The following is a 19,639-nucleotide window of genomic DNA, read 5'->3' as shown; positions in this document are numbered from 1 at the left end:
GGCAGCTATTCCATGAATGAACGTGAAGCATTCGAGGCGATGTCAAAGTTTATATGGCAATTCGCTAATCGAGCGGGGGATGATCTACTCACTCTATTGGGTGATATTACCCTCGAGGCGGATGGGAAACCTACCGATCCGGCCGCGTGGACGGACTGGCTGGAATGTGTACGAGCGACCATGGATAAGAATCCGTAATTCGGTTGATATCCAACGGCCTAATCGCCGCGCGGATTCTCGGTAAAGTTGATGCGGCAGGAAATCCCACGATTCCCGCCCCGCTCGTCCCACTGAGCGGGGCGGGAATTCAGATCACCGTGACCCGGCAGCCTGTGCTGTCGCTATCCCGGCCGCCGAAGCGCCGCTCGAGCCGGCAGGAGTCGGGGTGGCTGACCCACACCATCACGCGGCCGTGCTCGAAGACCGGTTTGGACTCGGATCGACCGCGAAGTAGGTGATTTCTAGATCGGCAGGATCGATGACGCGCTGTCGTTCACAAGCCTGATACAACCGCGGTCTGATCACGCGTCTAGTTAGAGGACGTCTGATTCACGTATTTTGCGTGTGTGGTGGTTTTAGTCGTCTCGCCAGGTTGGGGTGGTTTCGGTGGTGAGGCGTTTGGTGAGGTTGTCGATCATGGCGATGGTGATCATGGCGGCGGAGTTGTCGGGTCGGGTTTCGTAGTCGCGGACGAGTCGGCGGTGGTGCATGAGCCAGCCGAGGGTGCGTTCGACGACCCATCGGCGTTTGGCCACGCTGAAGCCCTTGATTTGGGGGTCTTTGGTGACGATTTCGACGTCGACGCCGAAGGGGCGCCGTGTTCGACGACGCGGTTCTTGAAGCCGGCGTCGACCCAGGTCTTGGTCAGGGTGGGGTAGGTGGTGGTGGCCTGGTCGAGTAGGTCCATGCCGATGGCGTTGTCGCTGGCGCTGGCGCTGGCGCTGGCGGCGGTGACGATGACGGCGAGGAGCAGGCCGAGGGTGTCGGTGATGATGCCGCGTTTGCGGCCGACGATCTTCTTCCCGGCGTCGATGCCCTGTGTCGACAGCGGGACGTTGGCGGAGGTCTTCACGCTCTGGCTGCCCATGATGGACGCGGTGGGTTCGATGGTGCGGCCGTGGTGGTCGCGGACAAGGCCGGTGAGCTGGTAGTCCAGTTCGGTGAAGATGCCTTCCTTGCTCCAGGCGGCGAAGTAGCCGTAGACAATGCGATGCGGTGGAAAGTCGTGGGGTAGGTAGCGCCAGGCGATGCCGGTGCGGTTGACGTACAGGATGGCGTTGAAGATGTCGCGGAGGTCGTGGGTGGGTGAGGCCGGCGGCGGTCTCGCGTTCGGTGAGCAGGGTCAGCAGCGTCGGCTGCGTGACCGTTGGTCGCGCCAGGACGTGGTGGCGGTGCCGGTCAACCGGCGGACGAGGTTCGCCGTCGAGGCCCACCAGGTGCGTGACACCGCGGAGGCGGGTCGGCTTTCGTACTCGCGGACCAGACGGCGATGCAGCATCAACGTGCCGTTGGTCTGCTCCACCACCCACCGGCGTGCCAGCGGCACGAACCCGGCCGTCGTGTCGGACCGAAGGACCTGCTCGACATCGATACCTCGGACCGCGCCGTGGATCTGCACGTCGTCTTTGAACCCGGCATCGACCCACGCCTTGGTCACCGTCGGCGTGTGCGCCACCACGTTGTCCAGCAGCCGCACGCCGATCGCGTTGTCGGTGACTGACGCGGCGGTGACCACCACCGCGATGATCAACCCGAGGGCGTCGACCGCGAGGCCCCGTTTACGCCCCGGCACCTTCTTCGCGGCGTCCTTGCCGGTCGTGGCGGCCGGGACGTGGTTGGCCGCCCGAATCGACTGAGTGTCCAGCACCACCGCGGTCGGATCCTCCCGACGGCCGGCCTTCTCCCGCGCCTGACAACGCAGCAGATCATGAATCACCTGGTCAGTGCCGTCATCACGCCACCGGGCGAAGTAGTAATACGTCGCGGACTTCGGCGGCAGATCGTGCGGCAGGTACGCCCACTGACAACCCGTCCGGTTCTGGTAGAAGATCGAATTCACGATCTCCCGCAGCTCGTAGCGACCCTGATGCCCCGACACCGACGGATGCCGGTCCTTCCACGCCTGCAGGAACGGACCCACCACCGCCCACTGCTCATCGGTCAGGTCACTCGGATACGCCGCACGCTCACCCATGATCAGCCCAACGCCGGCCGGACCCACCGGTTACGACCACGGCTCACATTCACATGCCGACCCAAACCCACAATGGATGAAAGCTACCGAACCACCCTCTCAGGCGTACGGCGCGAGGACGCGGAGGTGACGGACTTTATGTCCGTCGATGTCGGAGTGAAAGTGAATCAGACACGATCGCGGGGCCGAATGCTCTGAATCCGGTCAGGGTTTAATCGACCGGGATGCGCCCTTTCTCGGTCAGGTCGGGCACCTTGCGCCATCGAGGCCCGAGACGCAAATCGACCGCTACTGGCGCGAAGGTGAAGCAAACGTTCAATTAGAGCGTGTTTGAGATGGGGGTTATTCAGATGCGGGTGAAGGTGCGGCGGGCTTGACGGCGTGCAGGTTGGCCGCGAGTCATGCGGCGTGTCATGCCGGCGATCGCGGCCCACGGGATCAGCGCTGCGTAGACGGCGGGGTGGTATTCGTAGTCCTGGGCCAATCGGCGGTAAACGGCGAGCCAGGCAAGGGTGCGCTGCACGACCCACCGATGTGGGTGGACCGCGAAGCTGCGCTGATCGGCGGGTTTGCGGACAATCGCCAGCCTGGTGCGCAGGGTCTCGCGGGTCCAGTTGACCAGCCGGCCGGTGAAGCCCTGGTCGGCGAAGACGTGCCGGATCGGAATGATCATGTCGGCATTGAGCAGGGCGGACTTGCGCCGTCGCGGTCCTGCCAGCTCACGGCGAGCACGGTCACGGTGAGCAGCAGGCCCAGGGTGCCGGTGATGATGAACCGCTTCCGGCCGTTGATCTTCTTCCCAGCGTTGTAGCCTCGGCTGTCTCGGCCGACGATGTCGGCCCCTTCACGATCTGCGAGTCGATGATCCCCGCCGATGGCTCCGGCTGCCGGCCTTGCTGCACCCGAGCCTTCACCCGCAGCGTGGCCAACAGCTTCTCCGTCACCCCGGCCTCTTCCCAGCGAGTGAAGTACCAGTACACCGTCCGCCGCGGCGGACGGTCAGCGGGCAGGTACCGCCACGGGCGCCCCGACCGCACCATGTAGAAGATCGGTGCCAAGTGGCGTTACGTCGCTCGCCGGGTGGGTGCGTCTGACGTCGGTGATGTTGTCGCTGAAGTCTTTCTCGTCGCGTGGCGGCGTCTGGACGATGTGCCGGCCGGATCGGCGTTGCCATGGACAGCCTCGCCGAGGGGACATTTTTTGGTCCTATGACGACATCGAGTGACCAGAAATGATCTACGCGCGTGGCTGTCAGGAGCAGGGGAGCGTCTGCGATCATGGCCGGATGTTCGAACCGGGGTCGCGTTCGAAGCAGGTCAGCACCTTCATGCTGCCCGAGGACGAGGCGGTATTCGACGAGGCGCTGGGGCACGCTATTGCCGATCTTGGGCAGTGGGAGACCCATGATCAGCGTGCTCGGAGCATCATGCTGCACGACTCATTGCCGGTTGCGATGCGCCACGACCGCACGCAGGCGTTCTTGCGGCTGCTCGGCCGTGACGGCGGAACCGTGGGTCCCCTCATCCAGTACCTGCGCACCTCCGTTGTGACCACGGACGAGGCTGTGCTCGCCTCTACCGGCGGTCGATACCGGGCAACGGCCGAACGGCTCGAGGCTCTGTCGCCGGGCAGGCTGGCGTTCAAGTCCTTCCCTGAAGACGAAGCCGACTACGTACGGCGGGACTTCGTCCTTCTGGCTGGCATGCCTGGAAGGCCTTGCAAGCGGTCACCTCACCGCACATCGAAACCGTCGCGGGCAAGCCGCTTCGGCGGTACCGGGTCGGGGCGGCAGCGACAGCATGGGCGCTCGATCGCCCGGGTCTTCAACTGCACGACTACGCGTTGCGTCTAAGGATCCGCCCGGGCATGCGACCGAGAGTGCGCGGTGCCTCAGGGCATCGGCCCTGCTGACTAACCAGACGCGGTCCCGGCGACGGCGATCGGGGGTTCGCGAGGTCTGGATCGATGCCATCCTTCGGAAGGGCTGCGGGGTATGTGCGCCTTGAGGCCCACATCGCCGTCGGCTGTCGCGTTGGCCCTGTAGTCGACGGGTTACCAGGCGCGGAGCAGCCGTTGCTGGCCGCGCTTGTGGTCAGGTCGCGGAGTTGGCTGACGGACGCCCTCCCGGAGCGGGTTGGGAGTTGCTGGATGCGGTGACGCGGGAGGCAGTGCCCGCTTCGCATCAGCTGGCCCGACACCGGCGCATTCGGCAACCACACGGTGCCGGCGTGGGCGTCAGTAGACCGTGTCCGCCGGTCAGCCGCCGGCGGTGTCGTGCCGAGATTGGGGAGCGGGATGGGAGCAGACGGATGCACTGAACGGCGTCGAACAGCGTTTAACGGCCCTGAACGGCATCCAACTGCACCCACCGCTGGCTGCGGCTTTTCGCCCCGCGGTGATCACTTATCGCTCGTACCTGACAGCCGAGTACGCCGCCACGCCACGCTGACACCACTTGCTTGGGGCCACCTGACGTCGCGCACTTGCCCGCTGAGGCGCCAGGGTCACCGGTCCTGATCGGCTGCTGGTCGAGTGGTTTTGCCGATGGCAGCGCTAGCGGAAGGGCTGTACGTCCAACGGCGCTGTGATCGCAAAGTTCTTGTCGATCGCTTCAACCAGAGCGGTCCCGCGCTGCTGCAGTCCGACTCGCGTGCCCCATCCGGTGAGGGCCTCGAGGAAGCCGATCAGGGCCCGGTGCACGTCGTTCAGTAGCCTGGGTAGCGCAACGTGTGGCAGGTCGACGTGTATGCCGGCCCATCGGCCTCGGTACCGGTTCTCGCCGCCGTCCTGCCACACCCGCAGATCGTCGTTGACGACCTCGACCTCGGGACCTGGGTCATGTCCCAACCACGGCGAGTCGCCGATCAACACCTGGGCCCAGTCGCGCCAGTCCTCGAGCCCGGCACAGCAGCCTGGCGTCACCACCGTCCCGATGGTGCGGTCGCGGACCTGCAGGCCGCCGGCAGCGATGAGAAACTCCTCGGCCAGCAGCGCGTTCACGACCTCATCGCGGCCGCTAGGAGGCTGAACCTCGATCCGGCCAGCGAGCGCGGCCACGAACAGCCCGACCTGGTCATCGGTGCAGCCGGCGTTGAGCGCCAACCACGATCCGGGCGCCATCGCTGCCACCGGCCAAGGCGGCGGTGACCCGTCGGTGACCGCGGGTACCGCGATTACCGCTTCCATGGTGATCATCGCGGTATTCAACCCGACGCACAGGGCACGGGTCACGCGCTTACGGAAGGTCAATAATGCGTATGTGAGCGTGGGTCGGACGGTCGGCGATCCGTAGCCGGGCGTGGCTGAGGTGTTCGGTTGATTAGTCTGCGCGGTCCAGCATGACGGCGCTGTGCACGGGGGTGCTCGCCCAAAGTGCTTGCAATGTTGGGTGGTGCTGCGCCTGCGACTCTGCTTCGCCGGTCGCATGGTCTCGCTCTGGACCGGGTGGACTGAAGTTGAACCCGGTGTCCTGGACGTTGAGCTGGTCTAGGTCGGCGAGCGCGGGTGTGTCTGGGAAGACCAGGTCCAGGCTCACCTGCCAGATCTCTGGTTGGTGCCGGTCGGTCTCGGTCCAGGTTCCCCGCACGTCGACGGCGAACTGTCGGGTGAAGCTCAGGCTGGGAAGTCGGTCGTGCCAGCTGTAGCGGCCCCACTGAACAGTGAAGCCGTCGGCGTCGCTGTCCGGCCCTGGCTCCAAGCCGTCGATCGGCTGGGCAAGAAACTCGCGGAACGCCTTCCACGCCGTCTCGACGTTGTCCACCCGGTCCGGAGTCAGGCCGTGTTGGAGTAGCAGCCCGACCAGCGCTTCCGGCGACTCGCGCCACGTGATACCCACGATCCAGCCCACCACCCGGAACCCATCCACCCGCCCGATCAGCTGGACATCCACCCGCGCGTTCAGGCCGCCGAATCTGTACTGGCCGCGTCGATCATAAGATCCGCGAGGTTCACGTCGGACACGATAACTGCGGCGTTTGGCTGGCGGTCGCCTTGGGGGCCATGGGACATCGTCACCTGCCATGCACCACGGCAGCGCCGCCATTGAGGCGCTGGACCTGCATCCTGACGTACCCCGGATGTGGGGGCACCCGCTGTCGTATCCCTGTGGTGAAGTGCGTGCCATGGGTGTGCTGTACGACTACTTCCGGGCCAACGACGACGCTGCGGCTGTCAGGTTGATGAAGGATTACGAGGGCGGACCGTTCGCTGCCAGCCGCGGCGGCTTAGCTGTGGATGTGGTTGATCTGAAGGGCATCGAGCCGACCGTGACCCTCGGCAAGCTTGTGAGCCTGGTTCGACAGGTCGACTGGGATGTGAGCCTGGTCGACCTTGAGTTGTTGTGGAGCGGGGACGAGCAGGAGGGGCCATGGCTGATGTCGCTGGACCGGGCCGCGCGGGACACCCTCGCCGCTATCAGCAACGCCCAGGTGCGGGAGTTGTCGGCGCAATGGGGGCGGATCGAGGAACTGGCGTGGAGTGGGCCACTGTCTGACGAAGAGATGCTGCCGGTCATCGAAAAGGTTGCCGCCCTTGCTCAGCGCGCCCGAGACGCGGGCGAGGATCTGTATTGCTGGTGCTGCCTGTGACTAACAAGGAGGCGGTGCCGGGCCCGGACAGGGGGAGCAAACTGGGAGCAGCAGGGTGCTCTGAACGGCCTTGAACTGCGTCCAACGGCGCCGAACGGCGCTCAACTGCACCCATCCCTACCTGCGGCTCCACGTTCCCGCAGGTCAGAGTCGGTGCGGCGTCCTGTTTCACACCGAAGAGGTCGCTGGTTCGATACCAGCATCGCCCACTCTCAGTTCTGGCAGTTCAGAGGCTGCTTCCCGGGTTCGGGAGGTGGCCTTTTTGCTGTCGTACAGCAGCTAAGTACAGCAACGGCGTCAGTGGCCGAGTGAATCGCCGGCCGTCGCCCACCTCTGCGGCGCCGCACCCATCCCCGCCAGTTCCGGACGAGTGCGCCGCCACCGCCTCCACCGAGGAGGCGACCGGGGAGCCAACCACGCCCTACACACCATCGCGCTCTGCCGCATGCGCTACGACCAGCGCACCCGCGCCTACGTCCGCCGCCGCATCACCGAAGGTATCAGGAAGCAAGAGATCCTCCGCTGCCTCAAGCGCTACTCGTCCACGACGTCTACGCCCCACGCGCCGACTTCGCCGCCCTCGCCCCTTGGCCTCCATGGGAGCATCGGGATGGCTGGGATCGCCGGCTAGTCTCGCTATGTCAGCGGGGGCTGCCCGGGAGTCGCTTGGCGGAGGCATCGTGATGGGGCGTGTTTTGCTCGGGCTCATGTGGGCAGTGCTCTTTATCGTGATCGGAGCGGCCCTCGCGAGCGATTATCGCGGCATTGCGACGAAGCATATAGAGCTGTCGATGCGGTTCGTTCGTCCTGTTAGTCCCTTCCGCTGGGAAGACGAGCAACTCGCGCGACGTCGCGCTTTCTTCATTGTGTTCGACAGGCTCTTTGGGATGATGTTGACACTGGCGGGCGTGGGAATGCTGGTTGCTGTCGGGCACTCGCTGCTCAACGGGCGCTGGTAGCTCAACCAGGTGTTGCCTCGGCACGCGCGGCGGGCGACCCGTGAGGATGTTGTGCGGGTGGGCGAGGTCCGGCGGTCCTGGGTGACCAACCGAGTGACGATCGGTGCGGACGCCAGTGGACAAGCACGGACGACGGAGGACCGCGCCCCCAGGTCAAGGGCCACGGAACAGCAGCTCACGTGGCCGTGCCGGTTGCCTGGGGGTCAAGGAGTCGTCGGGGCCGTGCGGGCAGCGGCAGAATGGTGGCGTGATGACCGAGCCCGTCATTGCTGGCCGTATGGAGCTGGTGGACGACCTGGAAGGGCTGCCGCGCCGGTCTTCCTTTGCGCCGGCGACGTTTGGCGGGTTGAGGACGAGGCGCTATAGGTCAGGCGAGGGAGCGCCGCGGCGGTGGCGCATCGAGGTCGCCTTGAATGGCGTCGGAGGTAGTAGCGCGGCATGCTGGGGCACGCTGGGGGCACAAGACACCGTGAAACGTCGTCAACCAGCGAACAATAATGGCAGCCCGAGACGCCGAGTGAGCAGGTGCCGGACGATCCCGCCGCTGGTAGTGGAATAGCGGCCCTTAGTTCCGCTTCAACGTCTGAATCAGGAGTTCCTGGCTCGCACGAAGTCCGCGTAGTCCTCCCCGGCAACCCCGTGGTTGACCCAGCGATCCGGGGACGCCCCGGTCGCGCGCTCTGCTAATTCCAACGCTTGGGCCGGATCTTCAACGTGACCGATCACGCGGCCGGGCCCTGGGTCGTCCTCGCCGTCTGGGTCCAGCGAGGGGAACACCGACAGGTCCCGGCGGTTCTCGTCGTCCAGGTCCTGCACGTCATGGATGGACACGTTGTAGCCCTCTTGCCAGGGCCAGACGGACACCCAGCGGATGCCTTCAACGCCCGCAATCACGACGGGTCCGAGGAACTGCTCGGCCTCCTTCTTGCGGTGCAGCGCGCCAAGGAGGAACGACCTGCTGAGATACCGCACGCTCGGAGGTTAACCGGCCCCCTCCTCAATGCGGAAACGTATGCCTGGCTGCTGCCGACAGCAACCGGCCAGGCGGGGAGGGGTTCAGTGAGAGAGCGCGGACCATTGCCTGAGGCCACGGACGTGCTGAGCGACCCGAACAACGCGCCCGGAACTTGCAGCCGTGAGGTCGTGGCTGCGGCGGCTGGCTCTCTGTAGGGATTTACTCGGCGACGAAAACTCCCACGCCGGGCAGGGTTTCGGTCATCCCTTTGATCCGTAGTACCTGCATGGCGCGGTCGATCACCGGCTCGGTGACCCCGTAGTGCTCGATCAACTCTCGCCGGCTGGGCAGCTTCGAGCCGGGCTGGAACTCGCCTGACGCGATGCGTTCGGCGAGGTCGTCGGCGATCTGTTCGTAGCGGTAACGCGGTGGCACGTGGCTCTCCTCGGTTGGCAACACGAGTAGACCACCTACACCAGCCCTTGACTACCCAACGGTACCTATGGGAGGTTGCCGAGGAGGTCGGTTCCCTCGGTTGGCGCTGTGGGCCGTCCTCGCCGGCGTGGATGTTCGGCGCGTCCCCCGCGTTCGGGCATCCACGCCCCCCAGATTGCTCCGGCACAAGGAGACGGCAGTGCTCCCTTCAACAACAGCAGGGCAGACCCTGGCGCGAGCGGGCGAGGCGAGTCGTTGAAGCGAGTTTCGTACGACGAGTACGTGCTGGCGGCGGCGCTGACTCTCGCTCGTCGGCACCGGCCCGTCTGGTCCTGGCGACACTGGCGGCGCGTCTGCCGCTGCGGAGGCGAGCTGCCATGCCGGCGCCACCACCGCATCCCGATCAACCGCGGCCATTGGCCAAGCCAGGACGGCCCGCAGTGACCATTCACCACCCGATCAAGCCGGCCTGGACGTGCGGCGGCTGTGCGGGGGAGTGGCCATGCCAGACCCGGCGCCGACAACTGCGAGCCGAGTACGACCGCGCCCCGGTGTCACTGGCCCTTTACCTGGCCGCCCAACTCGTTGACGCCGCCCAGGACCTGGCCCTCGTTCCCGCCGGCCACCTGCATTGCCGATTCCTTGGCTGGAACCGATGAGCATCCTGCGGCCGGGTGACGAGAAGTTCCACTACAGCGACGGTTCACACAAGTGGATCCCGCCGGACCCGGACTACGACCAGGAGGTCTGGGATGAGCAGGTTCGCCAGCACAAGCACGGCCACCTCAGGAACGAGCGCCCGAAGGTCCGCATCCAACGCCTCGTGTGACGCCAGCAGTACAGCAGTGATTTGTACCAGGTAGTCGCTAGAGAAGATCGTGTGTGCCTGGCCAAGCTGCCCATGCCACCAGCCGAAACCGCCTCGCGCTTCGTCGAGGTCGTCGAACATCAGACGGTGAACGCGGGCAACGGCGGTGAGGGCGGCGGAGACGCGGGCGAGCGGCTCAGGCACCAGATCATCTTCCTCGGTCCGGCGGGAGGACGCACCTGGAATTGTGCCGGCGACGTCGTGGCCTCAGCGCCGTTCGGCGGGGTCTCCGTCTGGAGGGGCGCTGGCACGTATGAGGCCCTGAGTTCGCAGCCGTTCCCAAACGTATCCGGACGACGTGCACAGAGCTTGTAAACGAGACGTCGGGCAGCAGTGAGGCAGCGGGAAGGCAGAAAGAGCCTTGATCCAGGTCGGTAGCGAACGTCGAACGATGGCGGTGCGCACCTGCTCTACGGCATAAGCCGCTAGGACCCAGCAGCAGTCGACAACTTCGGTCCGCATCCCCCAGCGGAGGTCGTGTGTTCGGTGTTCGTCTGGCGAGTACGCCAAGAGGGGCCGCCAGCAGCCCGGCGTGGGGTTCGCGCGGATACTGGCGGGGTGGTGGAGAAGCAGGCGACGGAATTGACCCGGTGGACCATCCACGGCGAGCGGGTCGTGGACGACACCCGCCGGGCGCGGCTGAGCATCGCGGAGGTCGAGCTGCCCGACGGGGTTCGGTTCGAGCAGTACGTGATCCGGGCTCCCCGGTCGGCCATGGTCGCTGTACTCGACGACCAGGAGCGCCTGCTGTTGATGCGGCGGCACCGGTTCGTGTTCGACCGGTGGGTGTGGGAGCTGCCCGGAGGCTACGTCGACGACGACGAGCACCCGGCGCAGTGCGCCGTGCGAGAGGTCGAGGAAGAGACCGGCTGGCGGCCCCACGCGGTGGAGCCGTTGCTGTCCTTCCAACCGTGGGTCGGCACTGCCGACGCCGAGAACCTTCTCTTCCTGGCCCGGCACGCCGAGCACATCGGCACACCCACGGACGTCAACGAGGCGGAGCAGGTCGCCTGGCTTCCGCTCGACGAGGCGTACGGGCTGGTGTCCCGGGGTGAGATCGTCGGTGCCGGCACGGTGATCGCTGTGCTGGAGCTGGTGGCGCGCAAGGCCCGGGGAGAGCTGTGACGGTCAGCGTCGAGGGCCGAGGGTGGCATCGATGCGACCGGTGAAGTGCCTGACGGCGGGTAGTCGCCGGTGTGGGGCGAGCTGTGCTTGCAGGTCGCGGCGGTAGCCAACGGCTCTGGCAGAGCGGAGCTGGGTGGTCAGGGTCAGGGCTTCCACGCCGATGGCGCAGGCTCGGTCGGGTTCGCCCTGTTGGGCGTGGACACTGGCGAGCAGGGCGAGGTTGAAGGCTCGGCCGCGTACGTAGCGGTTGTCCATCCGCAGGGATCGTGCCGCGAAGCGTTCCGCGTGGGTGTTGCGGCCGAGGGCGTGGAAGCAGTGGCCGAACTTGGCCGACAGGTACGCCTCGTCGAAGTAGCTGAGCCACTGCGGTTCGGTGCTGCGGTCGGCTCGGTCGAGGGCTTGTTCTGCCTGGTGCAGGGCGGCGGCGCAGGCCCGTTCGTCGTTGGCTTTGGCCAGGGCGTGGGCTTCCATGACGTGGGCTTCGGCGGTCAGGACGGGTATCCCGGCGCGGCGGGCGGTCTCGCCGGCGGCGCGGGCGAGGTCGAGGCCGGTGGTGGTGTGGCCGAGGTAGGTGGCCTGGTGGCTCATCGCCGCGAGGATTTCCGCGCCGAGGCCGTCGTCACCGGCGGCGTGGGCGAAGTCCAGGGCGAGGGTGAGGTACCGCTGGGCGATGCCGTGCTCAGCCGTGTCGTACGCCTGCCATCCGGCGAGTTGGGCCAGTTCGGCGGCGGCGCTGAGCAGCCGCTGACCGGTGGCGTGGTCGTACCGGCCGTCGGTGAGCAGCGGGGTCACCTCCTGGTGGAGGTAACGGGCGACGGTGTCGCGGGCGTGCCCGCCACCGTACTGGTTGTCCAACTGGCGGTAGGTCGACGTCATCGCGCGGATGGTGTCAATCTCCGGTTGCCCGACAGCGTTGCGTCCGGGTTGGGTGACCGGGGCCGGGTCAGGGGCGGTGAACCAGCGCAGCGCCGGCAGGGTGTAGCCGGCGGAGCTGAAGGCCACCTGTCGGAGTACGTCTCGACGGTTCACGTCACCTCGCCAAAGCTCTGCGGCACTGCGTACGTCCTCCTGCCAGGTGCGGATGGCCGGCGGCTCGCTGGGGATACGCCGGCCGGGGCCGGTGGGTGGTGCGGCCTGGCGGGGTGCCAGGCCCATCGTGGTACGCGCCTGGTCGGGCATCCGGCAGCCGTCGGCGATCCGCTCCAGGACGTCTATCGAGGTGACCTTGCGTCCGGCCATCACCCGGCTGACGTAGCCCTGTTCCAGCCCGACAGCCGCTCCGATCCGGCTCTGACTCGCCCCGGTGAGACTGATGATCCAGCGGAACAGACCGCCGATGTCGCGAGCGGCCAGCACGGTCAACACCTCGCCGTGCGACCACGCATCCTCCGGAATCCGAAGCGGATTGAGCAGCACGGCAACTCCCAGCGTCGCGTTCCGACTACTCAAGGTGTTCAGGTCGACAGCCTAGGGCGACCATTCGCACTGGTCGAGCCGCCTCATGTCACCGTGACATGACCGCTGGCCATGGAACGGCCCGTCGTCGGACGCGATGGTCGCCGCATGTCCTTCGATATCGACAACCCACCCGAAGAGCCACCCGCCGACTGCCAGCACCGCCTGCTGTGGCGACTGGCCCGCGCCCTCTGGGAAGCCCACCGACCCGACAACGCCGGCATCTGCGTGGCCACCGGCTGCTGGCACACGAACCAACGCGACCCCTGCCGGCTGACCCGACTCGCCCAGGAAGGGATGCGTACCGCGTGCGGCGAAGCCACCCCCGCGTCGCCACCCTGGATCGCCGTCACCCGCGAGCGCCTGGCGGCCGGGGACATCGACCCCGTGGACGCCGTGGCCGAAGCCCTCTGGCACCACCGCCACGCCCGCAGGGCAGGGCGGTGACCGATGGGAGCCATCTACACCTCGACAGCCTTTCGGGAGTACGCGAAGGCGCAGGTGGCCCATGCGGACATCCTGTTGACCAAGCACGCCGAGTCGGGCCTGAGTCTGTGCCGCTGCGGCCGACTCCACCCCTGCGACGAACACCGCCACTGGCTGGAGATGCGCACCCACTTCAGACAGTTCCTCGTCGACGAGCAGCACAGCAGCGAAGTACGGCAACCCTGCCCACCGAACCCGACCCAAAGCGACCCCAGCAGGCCGTACGACCTCGGATGACACCCGATCGGACCGGCCTGCCGCCAGTTCACACCGAAGAGGTCGCTGGTTCGATACCAGCATTCGGGCGCGATGGCAGCCTCGTCGACCGTCAGGCTATTTAGTCATCGCGGGTGCGTCCTTTTATCCGTGGGCGCGGCGGCAACGTGGTACGACTGCTTCAGCGACTAGCCGACGAAGCGAGCGGGCCGGGTGACGAGCAACAGAGTGGCCAATCTGCTGCGCAGGCGTGAGAGTCCGCAGCGGCCGACCTTCCTGGAACTGTTCTTCGATCTCGTCTATGTCTTCGCGCTCACCCGGATTGTGCACGAGTTGGTGTTGGACTACACCAGGGGTCACGTCGCGGAGCGGTTGACCACCTCCCTTGCGGAGAACGGCGAGACGCTGCTGCTGCTTCTGGCCCTCTGGTGGATCTGGACCCAGACGGCCTGGGTGACCAGCAGGTTCGATCCGTTCCAGCCGCCGATCCAGTTCGTTGTCGTCGCGACGATGTACGGGAGCCTGCTCATGGCGGTCGCCATTTCGGGGGCTCTCGCCGAGACTGGCATGCTCTTCGCGAGCACCTATGTCGCGATCCAGGTGGGCCGCACCCTCTTCTTCGTCGGCATCGTGCGCGGTCATAATCTGCGCCGCGTCAATATGTTGGCGCTCATCTGGTTCGCCGCGTCGGCCGTACCATGGCTCGCCGGAGCCTTCGCTCCCGAAGTGGCGCGCAATTCGCTGTGGACGGTGGCCCTGGCAATCGACTACCTGGGGGCCAGACTCGGCTGGCCGGTGCCGGGGTTGGGCCGCTCGCGGGTGTCCCCGTGGGCCGTCGCGGGCGAGCACCTGGCCGAGCGCTACTGGCAGCTTGTCATTGTCGCGCTGGGCGAGACGATCCTGACCACCGGGTCGAGTCTTCTCCGCGGTCCGATCGTGGCTGACCGAACGATGGCCCTTACCTTGTCGTTCCTCACCACGGTGTTGCTGTGGCGGATCTACTTCTATCGAGCCGGCCAGATCCTGGGCGAGGCCATCGCGGCATCCGCCGACCCCGGCCGGCTCGGTCGGTTGGCCGAGTTCGCACACCTGCTCATGGTGTCCGGCATCCTCGCCAGCTCAGCCGGCTCCGAACTCGTCCTCATTGATCCAGCCGGAGACGCCAAACCCGCCTGGGTCGGAGCCCTCCTCGGAGGGCCTGCGCTCTACCTCGCCGGGCGCTCAGTATTCGAGTACGTGGCCTTCGCGCGAGTGTCCTGGCCGCGGCCGATCGGGATCCTCGTCCTCGCGACCATGGCACCGATCATGGTCGGCCTACCACCCCTCGGGGTCGCCGCCGCCGCAGCCGCCGTCCTGCTCGGCGTTGCCGTCTCTGACACGACCCGAGCCCATGGACGTCCACTGGAGGAGGCCTCGCCGCCACGCTGATGCGCACCCGGCACCTCACCTAGCCTGAGGACCGTGAACAAACGACAGCGAAAGAAGCTCGCTGAGCGCCTGGTGGAGGCGGTGCTACGCGGAGACGCAGCGGTTGTCAGCGCACTCCTGCGCGTCGGAGCGGACCCAAACGCGGCCGACCGCGAGGGCTCGACTCCGCTCTACCAGGCGTCCGTGGACGGGGTGGTCGACCTCGTGCGGCTTCTTCTTGCCGCCGGCGCTGCGCCGGACACCGAAAGCGGGCACGGCCAGGAGGGAACGCCTCTGTGCGCTGCAGCGGCCTGGGGATATACCGACGTCGTGCAAGAGCTTCTCGCCCACGACGCAGACCCGAACCTTCGCGAAGACCGAGGAACCGGCTACTCGCCACTGGACTGGGCGGTACGAGGCAACCAATCACAGACAGCCGATCTGCTCCTGACCGCCGGCGCACGCCCCGCCGCCGCTGACATCTGAACGCGCCCTACGGCCACACGACGGCCTCGACGACGAGCTTTGCGGAGCACGACTCATCATCAATCCGCTCGGCACGAATGGTGAGCGATGACGTGCCCTTAGGTACGTTCAGTTCTTGTTCCTGGCTCTCAGAACCAGCCGTGGCATTGCCGAGAGATTCGCCGTCAGCAAGAAGCTCCCACCGAACCTGGGCGCGGCCCGAGCAGCCATCAACAACGATGCCCAGGTCTCTCTGGCGTGCCGGACCTGAGAGGGTGGCCTGTGCCTGAATCCTCTGTCCGGACGAGTCAAGGAACCAGTGATTGGTGCATGTGGTGCTCATTGCCATGTTGAGACCGGTGGTCTTGCATTCCTGCTGTGCCGCGTCGCCCACGGAGAATCGTATCTCGGTAGGGTAAGGGCGCTGAAGGTGCTGAGGAAGTCGAGGAAGAAGTAAGGCACCGCCGACCCCCGTTGCCAGTAAGGCAAATGCCAATCCTGCCACGACGAGCATGCGGCGTGTCTTCTTGCGCAGGATGTCCCCTGCGGTCGTGCACTCGGATTCGTATGCCGTCAGGATGTCGGGCTTGTCCAGGGAGAGCGCCAACGCACGGACGAAAGGCCTTGCCATATCCAGCGTCGCTTTAATCCGAAAGGTGTTCGACGCTTGCACGGCCATGAAGACACCGACCAGCGTGCCTATGATCGCCGCAAACCAGGACCCCAGCTCCGCCCAGTTCGTCCAGTGCGACATGGCTCTCCATCGCTCGGCAGTTGTAGGAGATCCGAGTGAGCATAGGCGAACGTCGGGCGGCACGCCGGTTCTGTTCCGCGCCTGCGGCAGGGGCTCATTGCCCCCTTTGCGCGTATCCCGGCGGGCTCCCAGTTTCCGTGCTCGCCGTACCACTTCCGGGCCTGACCAGGGTTTTTGAGCCTTGGCAGCGCGCCGGCCGGCCACGTAAGGGCGCACCATGTGCCGGTGCGGGCGCTACTCGGATGAGGGGCAACAGCGCTCTGGGCGCGGTCGGCGTCAGCGTGATCAGTCGGCGGAGGGCGGGACGCGGAACGAAGCGGGATTGACGGGACGGCTCTGCTTCGGCAGGCCGGCGACGACGAGGAGGTACGACTCGGTCACGAGATTGTCGACAAGCGCGGGCTCGACGTCCGCACCCGCCCGCACCGTGATCCAGTGCTTCTTGTCCATGTGGTAGCCGGGCGAAATGCTGGCGTGAGCTGCGCGGAGCGCCTCCGCGTCGGATGGGTCCGCTTTCAGGATCACGACGGGCTCGCCGGGCATGGACGTCTGCAGCATGAACACCTTGCCGCCGACTTTCCACACCTCCCAGTCGCCGGTGGACTGGTGTGTGTGCTCCGAGCCGGGAAGCTCGGCGGCGCGGGCTGCCGCTCGATCCTGCACAGCCTTGTCAATCTGCATCTTGACCTCCTGGAAGTCCTTGGGGGGTTGACTGTCCGGCGTCCGTCGAGGAGGTGTGGACGCCGGGCAATCGAGTCGAAGTGAACGGGCAGGCATCGCGGTCCGTGTCCGCCCCGTCCGTCACATGTGCGTGAAGATCTTCTCCGCGTCGAACCGCGAGACCGGCTGGTGGGAGACCCGAGCCTCGTCGGGGTAGCCGAGCACCAGAAGCAGCGTGGTCGTGTAGTCGGTGTCGGTCAGGTCGAAGGCCGCGTCCACGGTCCTGCGGTCGAAGCCCTCCATCGGCGTCGCGTCCACCCCGAGGGATGCGGCGGCCATCATCGTGGCGCCGACGACGAGGTAGGTGTTCTTCTCAAGCCAGTGGAGTACGTCCCCGCCGTAGTTCTTCGTCTGGATCTCCACGAAGTTGGAGGCACCCGCCTCCCATCCCTTCTGGATCTCCGGGTCGGCGAAGCGCCTGTCGGCGCGCTCCTTTTCGAAGATCTCCTGCAGGTGCGTGTCGGGGATGTCCTTGCGAGTCGTGAAGACGATGGCGTGCGACGCGTTGCGTACCTTCTCCGCGTTGTCGGCGAAGCGGCCGACCAGTGCGTCCGCGAGCTTGTCCTTGCCATCCTGCGTCTCCAGCACGTGGAAACGGTTCGGCTGGATGTTGATCGTCGTCGGCGAGGTGCGCAGGTAACGCAGCAACTGCTGGAACGTCTCCTCCGGGATCCTCTTGCTCGGGTCGAAGTAGCGGGTGAGGTGCTTCGTCATCAGCTTGTCGAGATTCAAAGTCGTACTTTCTGTCGTTTGCACGGCGGGTGGAGAGGGCAGTCAGGCCGACTGGTGATCGGCGCCGGGGACGTCGACGACGGCGTCGCTGACGTTGTTGAGGTAGTTCGTGAGCAGGGTGACGACCACGATCGTGACGATCGCCTGGATCTCCGGGTCGATGTACCCGGCCTCGCGGATCGCCGCGAGGGCCGCGTCGCTGACCTGGCCACGCGTCTCGATCACGTGCTGCGCGAACGTCGCGACGGCGGCGCGCTTCGGGTCGCTGGACGTGCCGTTGCGGGCGAGCTCAATCTCCTCCGCCGACATGCCGCCGAGGTTCGACGAGATGAAACCGTGGAGTGCCTGGCAGTAGTGGCAGCCGTTCGACTGAGAGACCGCCAGGGCGATCGTGTGACGCGTCTTCGCGTCCAGGAGCTTCGCGATGCTGCCCTGCAGGCCCATCACGATCTCGAGCACGGTCGGGTTCGCGGCGAGCGTGGTGAACATGCTCGGGGCGAAGCCGAACTGCTTCGCGATGGCGTCGAGAGCACCCCTCGTCTTGGCGTCCATGTCGGCGCGCGCGGGAGCGGTCAGGCGGGACATGGTGATGAACCTCCGGGTGGCGTGACTGGACGATTTCGTCCACTCGCTTGAGTGAACACCATCGAAATTGGGTTAACAAGCCCAGTCGGTGTTACCTGGATTACATGCAGGTGCGCGGCGGGTCAGGCGCAGCCCGGAGGCTCGCCGCAAGGGCCGAACCGCGCACGAGCGAACACTGGAGCATGTGCCCGCCGCGTAACGGTGCTGGACGATTTCGTCCACTTGCGGAGCCGATACCGCAAACTGGGCTCCTAAGCCCAGTTCGTGTAGCGTTGATGACATGCAGGTGAACAACCGGGTGGATGCGGCCCAGAAGCTCACTCCCAAGGGCCAGGCCACGCGCGAGCGAATCGTGGAGCAAGCGGCGGCGTTGATCTACAGCAAAGGGGTCCACGCAACCAACAACGACCTCGTCCGCCGCGCTGCAGGGGTGAGTGGATCGCAGCTGAGTCACTACTTCCCCACCAAGGAGAGCCTGGTCCTGGCGGTCATCGACTGGCAGGCCGACAGCGTCCTCGGCTTCCATCGCAGCCAACGGTTTGCCGGCTTCGACACCGTCGACGCGTTCCAGGACTGGTCGGACTTCTACGTCCTCTCGGGGCGTCCGTTCGAGGACGGCTGCAGCCTCGGCTCGCTCGCGAGCGAGATCGTCAAGACCGACCTCGACGTGCACGACCGGCTCGCCGAGGTGTTCGCTCAGTGGCGCGAGATCTTCCGCGTCGGGCTCGATCGCATGCGACAACTCGGCCGCATCGACGCGTCCGCCGACCCCGCGCGGCTCGCCGACATGTTCCTCGCGGCGTATCAAGGCGGCACGCTCCTCGCTCAGGTCGCCCGGGACATCGGCCCCCTGCAGGACGCGCTCGCTGCGGCGGTCGACCATCTGCGGACGTTCGCGACGTCTGACGACCAGCACATGGGCTGAGGCGGCGCATGCGAGCCCTGGGTGTCGGGGGCGCGGAAGGAGGTCTGCCGAGTCATTAGGTGTGAGCGTCCGTCGTGTTGCCGGTGTTAGGTTCGCCAGCATGACCGTGCAGATCACCGCGGGGCAGTTCCACGCGGCGGACGGTGTCGAGGACTGGCGCTGCCTTTACCACGTGGTCTCGGCCTACTTCCGGACCGGCTCGCTAACCAAGGGTGTTGCCCTCGTCGATGAGATCGGCCGGCTCGCCGACAGCGACGAGCAGCAGTACCTCAGCATCGACCTGCGCCACGCCGGCGTCACAGTGTCCCTGTCCCGGCGCGACGTCGCGCTGGCCCGGCGGATCTCGGCCGCCGCCAGGGAATTGGACATCGCCGGCGATCCGACCGCCGTTCAACTTGTCAACGTCACCCTCGACGCGTTGGTCTGCGCGGACGTGCTGCCGTTCTGGCAGGCGGTGCTTGGTTATTGCCAAATCGGAGACGACTACCTGGCTGACCCGTCTCGCCGAGGCCCGGGCCTCGGGTTGCAGCAGATGGACGCGGTGCGCCCACAACGCAACCGCGTACACCTCGATGTAGCGGTCCCGCACGACCAGGCCGAGGCCCGCATCGCCGCAGCCCTGGCTGCCGGCGGCCGCCTCATCTCTGATGAACACGCGCCGAAGTGGTGGGTTCTGGCCGATGCCGAAGGCAACGAAGCGTGCGTCGCCACCTGGCTCGGCCGCGGAAGCCACCGCTGGTAGCAGCATGGCGCAGGGGCGCCAGCTCAGGAT

At 66.3% G+C, this 19,639-nt stretch carries 23 protein-coding genes and 2 pseudogenes; 12 read left to right on the top strand and 13 right to left on the bottom strand.

Translation table 11 applies throughout. The annotated features are described in order from the left end of the window. Nucleotides 1-575: 575 nt before the first annotated feature. From V6U86_RS22390 to V6U86_RS33430, 4 genes and pseudogenes are all read right to left on the bottom strand, one after another. A pseudogene (locus V6U86_RS22390) lies at nt 576-1,324 on the bottom strand (IS5 family transposase); the annotation flags it as partial. An 18-nt stretch (nt 1,325-1,342) separates the two neighbouring features. Further along, a complete protein-coding gene (locus V6U86_RS22385; protein ID WP_334506058.1) occupies nt 1,343-2,194 on the bottom strand; it encodes an IS5 family transposase in 852 nt (283 codons plus the stop codon). 346 nt (nt 2,195-2,540) lie between these two features. Beyond that, nucleotides 2,541-2,867: a hypothetical protein gene (locus tag V6U86_RS22380; protein WP_334506056.1), complete on the bottom strand. Its 327-nt coding sequence runs from the start codon at nt 2,865-2,867 to the stop codon at nt 2,541-2,543. Between the two features lie 61 nt (nt 2,868-2,928). After that, complete coding sequence (locus tag V6U86_RS33430; RefSeq protein WP_442934988.1) at nt 2,929-3,234, bottom strand: transposase; 306 nt, start codon at nt 3,232-3,234, stop codon at nt 2,929-2,931. A 191-nt stretch (nt 3,235-3,425) separates the two neighbouring features. Between V6U86_RS33430 and V6U86_RS22375 the strand changes: the two genes are divergently transcribed. Then, nucleotides 3,426-4,046, top strand: coding sequence for a hypothetical protein (locus tag V6U86_RS22375; protein WP_334506054.1), 621 nt, complete (start codon nt 3,426-3,428; stop codon nt 4,044-4,046). A 701-nt stretch (nt 4,047-4,747) separates the two neighbouring features. Here V6U86_RS22375 and V6U86_RS22370 read toward each other — a convergent pair. Together V6U86_RS22370 and V6U86_RS22365 are read right to left on the bottom strand one after the other, a co-directional pair. Then, on the bottom strand, nt 4,748-5,425 hold the full coding sequence (locus tag V6U86_RS22370; protein ID WP_334506052.1) for a hypothetical protein: 678 nt from the start codon (nt 5,423-5,425) through the stop codon (nt 4,748-4,750). A gap of 88 nt (nt 5,426-5,513) precedes the next feature. Beyond that, on the bottom strand, nt 5,514-6,083 hold the full coding sequence (locus tag V6U86_RS22365; protein ID WP_334506050.1) for a hypothetical protein: 570 nt from the start codon (nt 6,081-6,083) through the stop codon (nt 5,514-5,516). A gap of 130 nt (nt 6,084-6,213) precedes the next feature. Here V6U86_RS22365 and V6U86_RS22360 point away from each other — a divergent pair, with 130 nt between their 5' ends. The 3 genes and pseudogenes from V6U86_RS22360 to V6U86_RS22350 all read left to right on the top strand — a co-directional run bounded on the left by V6U86_RS22360 (nt 6,214) and on the right by V6U86_RS22350 (nt 7,739). After that, nucleotides 6,214-6,780 (top strand): hypothetical protein, encoded by a 567-nt coding sequence (locus tag V6U86_RS22360; protein ID WP_334506048.1) that lies wholly within the window; start codon nt 6,214-6,216, stop codon nt 6,778-6,780. Nucleotides 6,781-7,099: 319 nt separating this feature from the next. Then, nucleotides 7,100-7,464: pseudogene (locus tag V6U86_RS22355) on the top strand (transposase); the annotation flags it as partial. Then, nucleotides 7,461-7,739, top strand: coding sequence for a hypothetical protein (locus V6U86_RS22350; RefSeq protein ID WP_334506046.1), 279 nt, complete (start codon nt 7,461-7,463; stop codon nt 7,737-7,739). The pseudogene V6U86_RS22355 and the gene V6U86_RS22350, both read left to right, overlap by 4 nt. A 588-nt stretch (nt 7,740-8,327) precedes the next feature. On the opposite strand, the gene V6U86_RS22345 is transcribed toward V6U86_RS22350, so the two are convergent. Together V6U86_RS22345 and V6U86_RS22340 are read right to left on the bottom strand one after the other, a co-directional pair. Next, nucleotides 8,328-8,711 (bottom strand): hypothetical protein, encoded by a 384-nt coding sequence (locus tag V6U86_RS22345; protein WP_334506044.1) that lies wholly within the window; start codon nt 8,709-8,711, stop codon nt 8,328-8,330. A 202-nt stretch (nt 8,712-8,913) separates the two neighbouring features. Continuing rightward, nucleotides 8,914-9,129 carry a winged helix-turn-helix domain-containing protein gene (locus tag V6U86_RS22340; RefSeq protein WP_233578732.1) on the bottom strand — a complete coding sequence of 72 codons (216 nt, stop codon included), beginning with the start codon at nt 9,127-9,129 and terminating at the stop codon, nt 8,914-8,916. Nucleotides 9,130-9,784: 655 nt separating this feature from the next. On the opposite strand from V6U86_RS22340, the gene V6U86_RS22330 reads away from it, so the two are divergent. Both V6U86_RS22330 and V6U86_RS22325 read left to right on the top strand, forming a co-directional pair. After that, complete coding sequence (locus tag V6U86_RS22330) at nt 9,785-9,958, top strand: hypothetical protein (protein WP_167362340.1); 174 nt, start codon at nt 9,785-9,787, stop codon at nt 9,956-9,958. Between the two features lie 597 nt (nt 9,959-10,555). Beyond that, complete coding sequence (locus tag V6U86_RS22325) at nt 10,556-11,122, top strand: NUDIX hydrolase (protein WP_334506033.1); 567 nt, start codon at nt 10,556-10,558, stop codon at nt 11,120-11,122. A gap of 3 nt (nt 11,123-11,125) precedes the next feature. On the opposite strand, the gene V6U86_RS22320 is transcribed toward V6U86_RS22325, so the two are convergent. Beyond that, complete coding sequence (locus V6U86_RS22320) at nt 11,126-12,538, bottom strand: helix-turn-helix domain-containing protein (protein ID WP_334506031.1); 1,413 nt, start codon at nt 12,536-12,538, stop codon at nt 11,126-11,128. A 147-nt stretch (nt 12,539-12,685) separates the two neighbouring features. On the opposite strand from V6U86_RS22320, the gene V6U86_RS22315 reads away from it, so the two are divergent. From V6U86_RS22315 to V6U86_RS22300, 4 genes are all read left to right on the top strand, one after another. After that, nucleotides 12,686-13,024 carry a hypothetical protein gene (locus V6U86_RS22315; RefSeq protein WP_334506029.1) on the top strand — a complete coding sequence of 113 codons (339 nt, stop codon included), beginning with the start codon at nt 12,686-12,688 and terminating at the stop codon, nt 13,022-13,024. A 3-nt stretch (nt 13,025-13,027) separates the two neighbouring features. Beyond that, on the top strand, nt 13,028-13,300 hold the full coding sequence (locus tag V6U86_RS22310) for a hypothetical protein (RefSeq protein WP_334506027.1): 273 nt from the start codon (nt 13,028-13,030) through the stop codon (nt 13,298-13,300). 207 nt (nt 13,301-13,507) lie between these two features. Next, a complete protein-coding gene (locus V6U86_RS22305) occupies nt 13,508-14,707 on the top strand; it encodes a low temperature requirement protein A (RefSeq protein WP_334506025.1) in 1,200 nt (399 codons plus the stop codon). Between the two features lie 33 nt (nt 14,708-14,740). Continuing rightward, nucleotides 14,741-15,172 carry an ankyrin repeat domain-containing protein gene (locus tag V6U86_RS22300; RefSeq protein WP_334506023.1) on the top strand — a complete coding sequence of 144 codons (432 nt, stop codon included), beginning with the start codon at nt 14,741-14,743 and terminating at the stop codon, nt 15,170-15,172. A 7-nt stretch (nt 15,173-15,179) separates the two neighbouring features. Here V6U86_RS22300 and V6U86_RS22295 read toward each other — a convergent pair whose 3' ends face one another. The 4 genes from V6U86_RS22295 to V6U86_RS22280 form a co-directional block, all read right to left on the bottom strand. Next, entirely contained in the window at nt 15,180-15,905 is a 726-nt protein-coding gene (locus V6U86_RS22295; protein ID WP_334506021.1) for a hypothetical protein, read from the bottom strand. Between the two features lie 285 nt (nt 15,906-16,190). Beyond that, a complete protein-coding gene (locus V6U86_RS22290; protein ID WP_334506019.1) occupies nt 16,191-16,586 on the bottom strand; it encodes an MmcQ/YjbR family DNA-binding protein in 396 nt (131 codons plus the stop codon). 120 nt (nt 16,587-16,706) lie between these two features. After that, nucleotides 16,707-17,357 (bottom strand): nitroreductase family protein, encoded by a 651-nt coding sequence (locus tag V6U86_RS22285; protein ID WP_334506017.1) that lies wholly within the window; start codon nt 17,355-17,357, stop codon nt 16,707-16,709. Between the two features lie 42 nt (nt 17,358-17,399). Further along, the gene (locus V6U86_RS22280) at nt 17,400-17,942 is read right to left on the bottom strand and encodes a carboxymuconolactone decarboxylase family protein (RefSeq protein WP_334506015.1); all 543 of its coding nucleotides are present in this window, start codon (nt 17,940-17,942) and stop codon (nt 17,400-17,402) included. A 280-nt stretch (nt 17,943-18,222) separates the two neighbouring features. Between V6U86_RS22280 and V6U86_RS22275 the strand changes: the two genes are divergently transcribed. Both V6U86_RS22275 and V6U86_RS22270 read left to right on the top strand, forming a co-directional pair. After that, on the top strand, nt 18,223-18,867 hold the full coding sequence (locus V6U86_RS22275) for a TetR/AcrR family transcriptional regulator (RefSeq protein ID WP_334506013.1): 645 nt from the start codon (nt 18,223-18,225) through the stop codon (nt 18,865-18,867). A gap of 100 nt (nt 18,868-18,967) precedes the next feature. Then, nucleotides 18,968-19,609: a VOC family protein gene (locus V6U86_RS22270; protein WP_334506011.1), complete on the top strand. Its 642-nt coding sequence runs from the start codon at nt 18,968-18,970 to the stop codon at nt 19,607-19,609. Nucleotides 19,610-19,639 lie beyond the last annotated feature (30 nt).

The sequence above is a fragment of the Micromonospora sp. CPCC 205558 genome (assembly GCF_036902955.1).
Taxonomy (GTDB): Bacteria; Actinomycetota; Actinomycetes; order Mycobacteriales; family Micromonosporaceae; genus Micromonospora.
The sequence above is the reverse complement of the archived record's forward strand: the minus strand, read 5'-3'. Positions and strand labels throughout refer to the sequence as shown.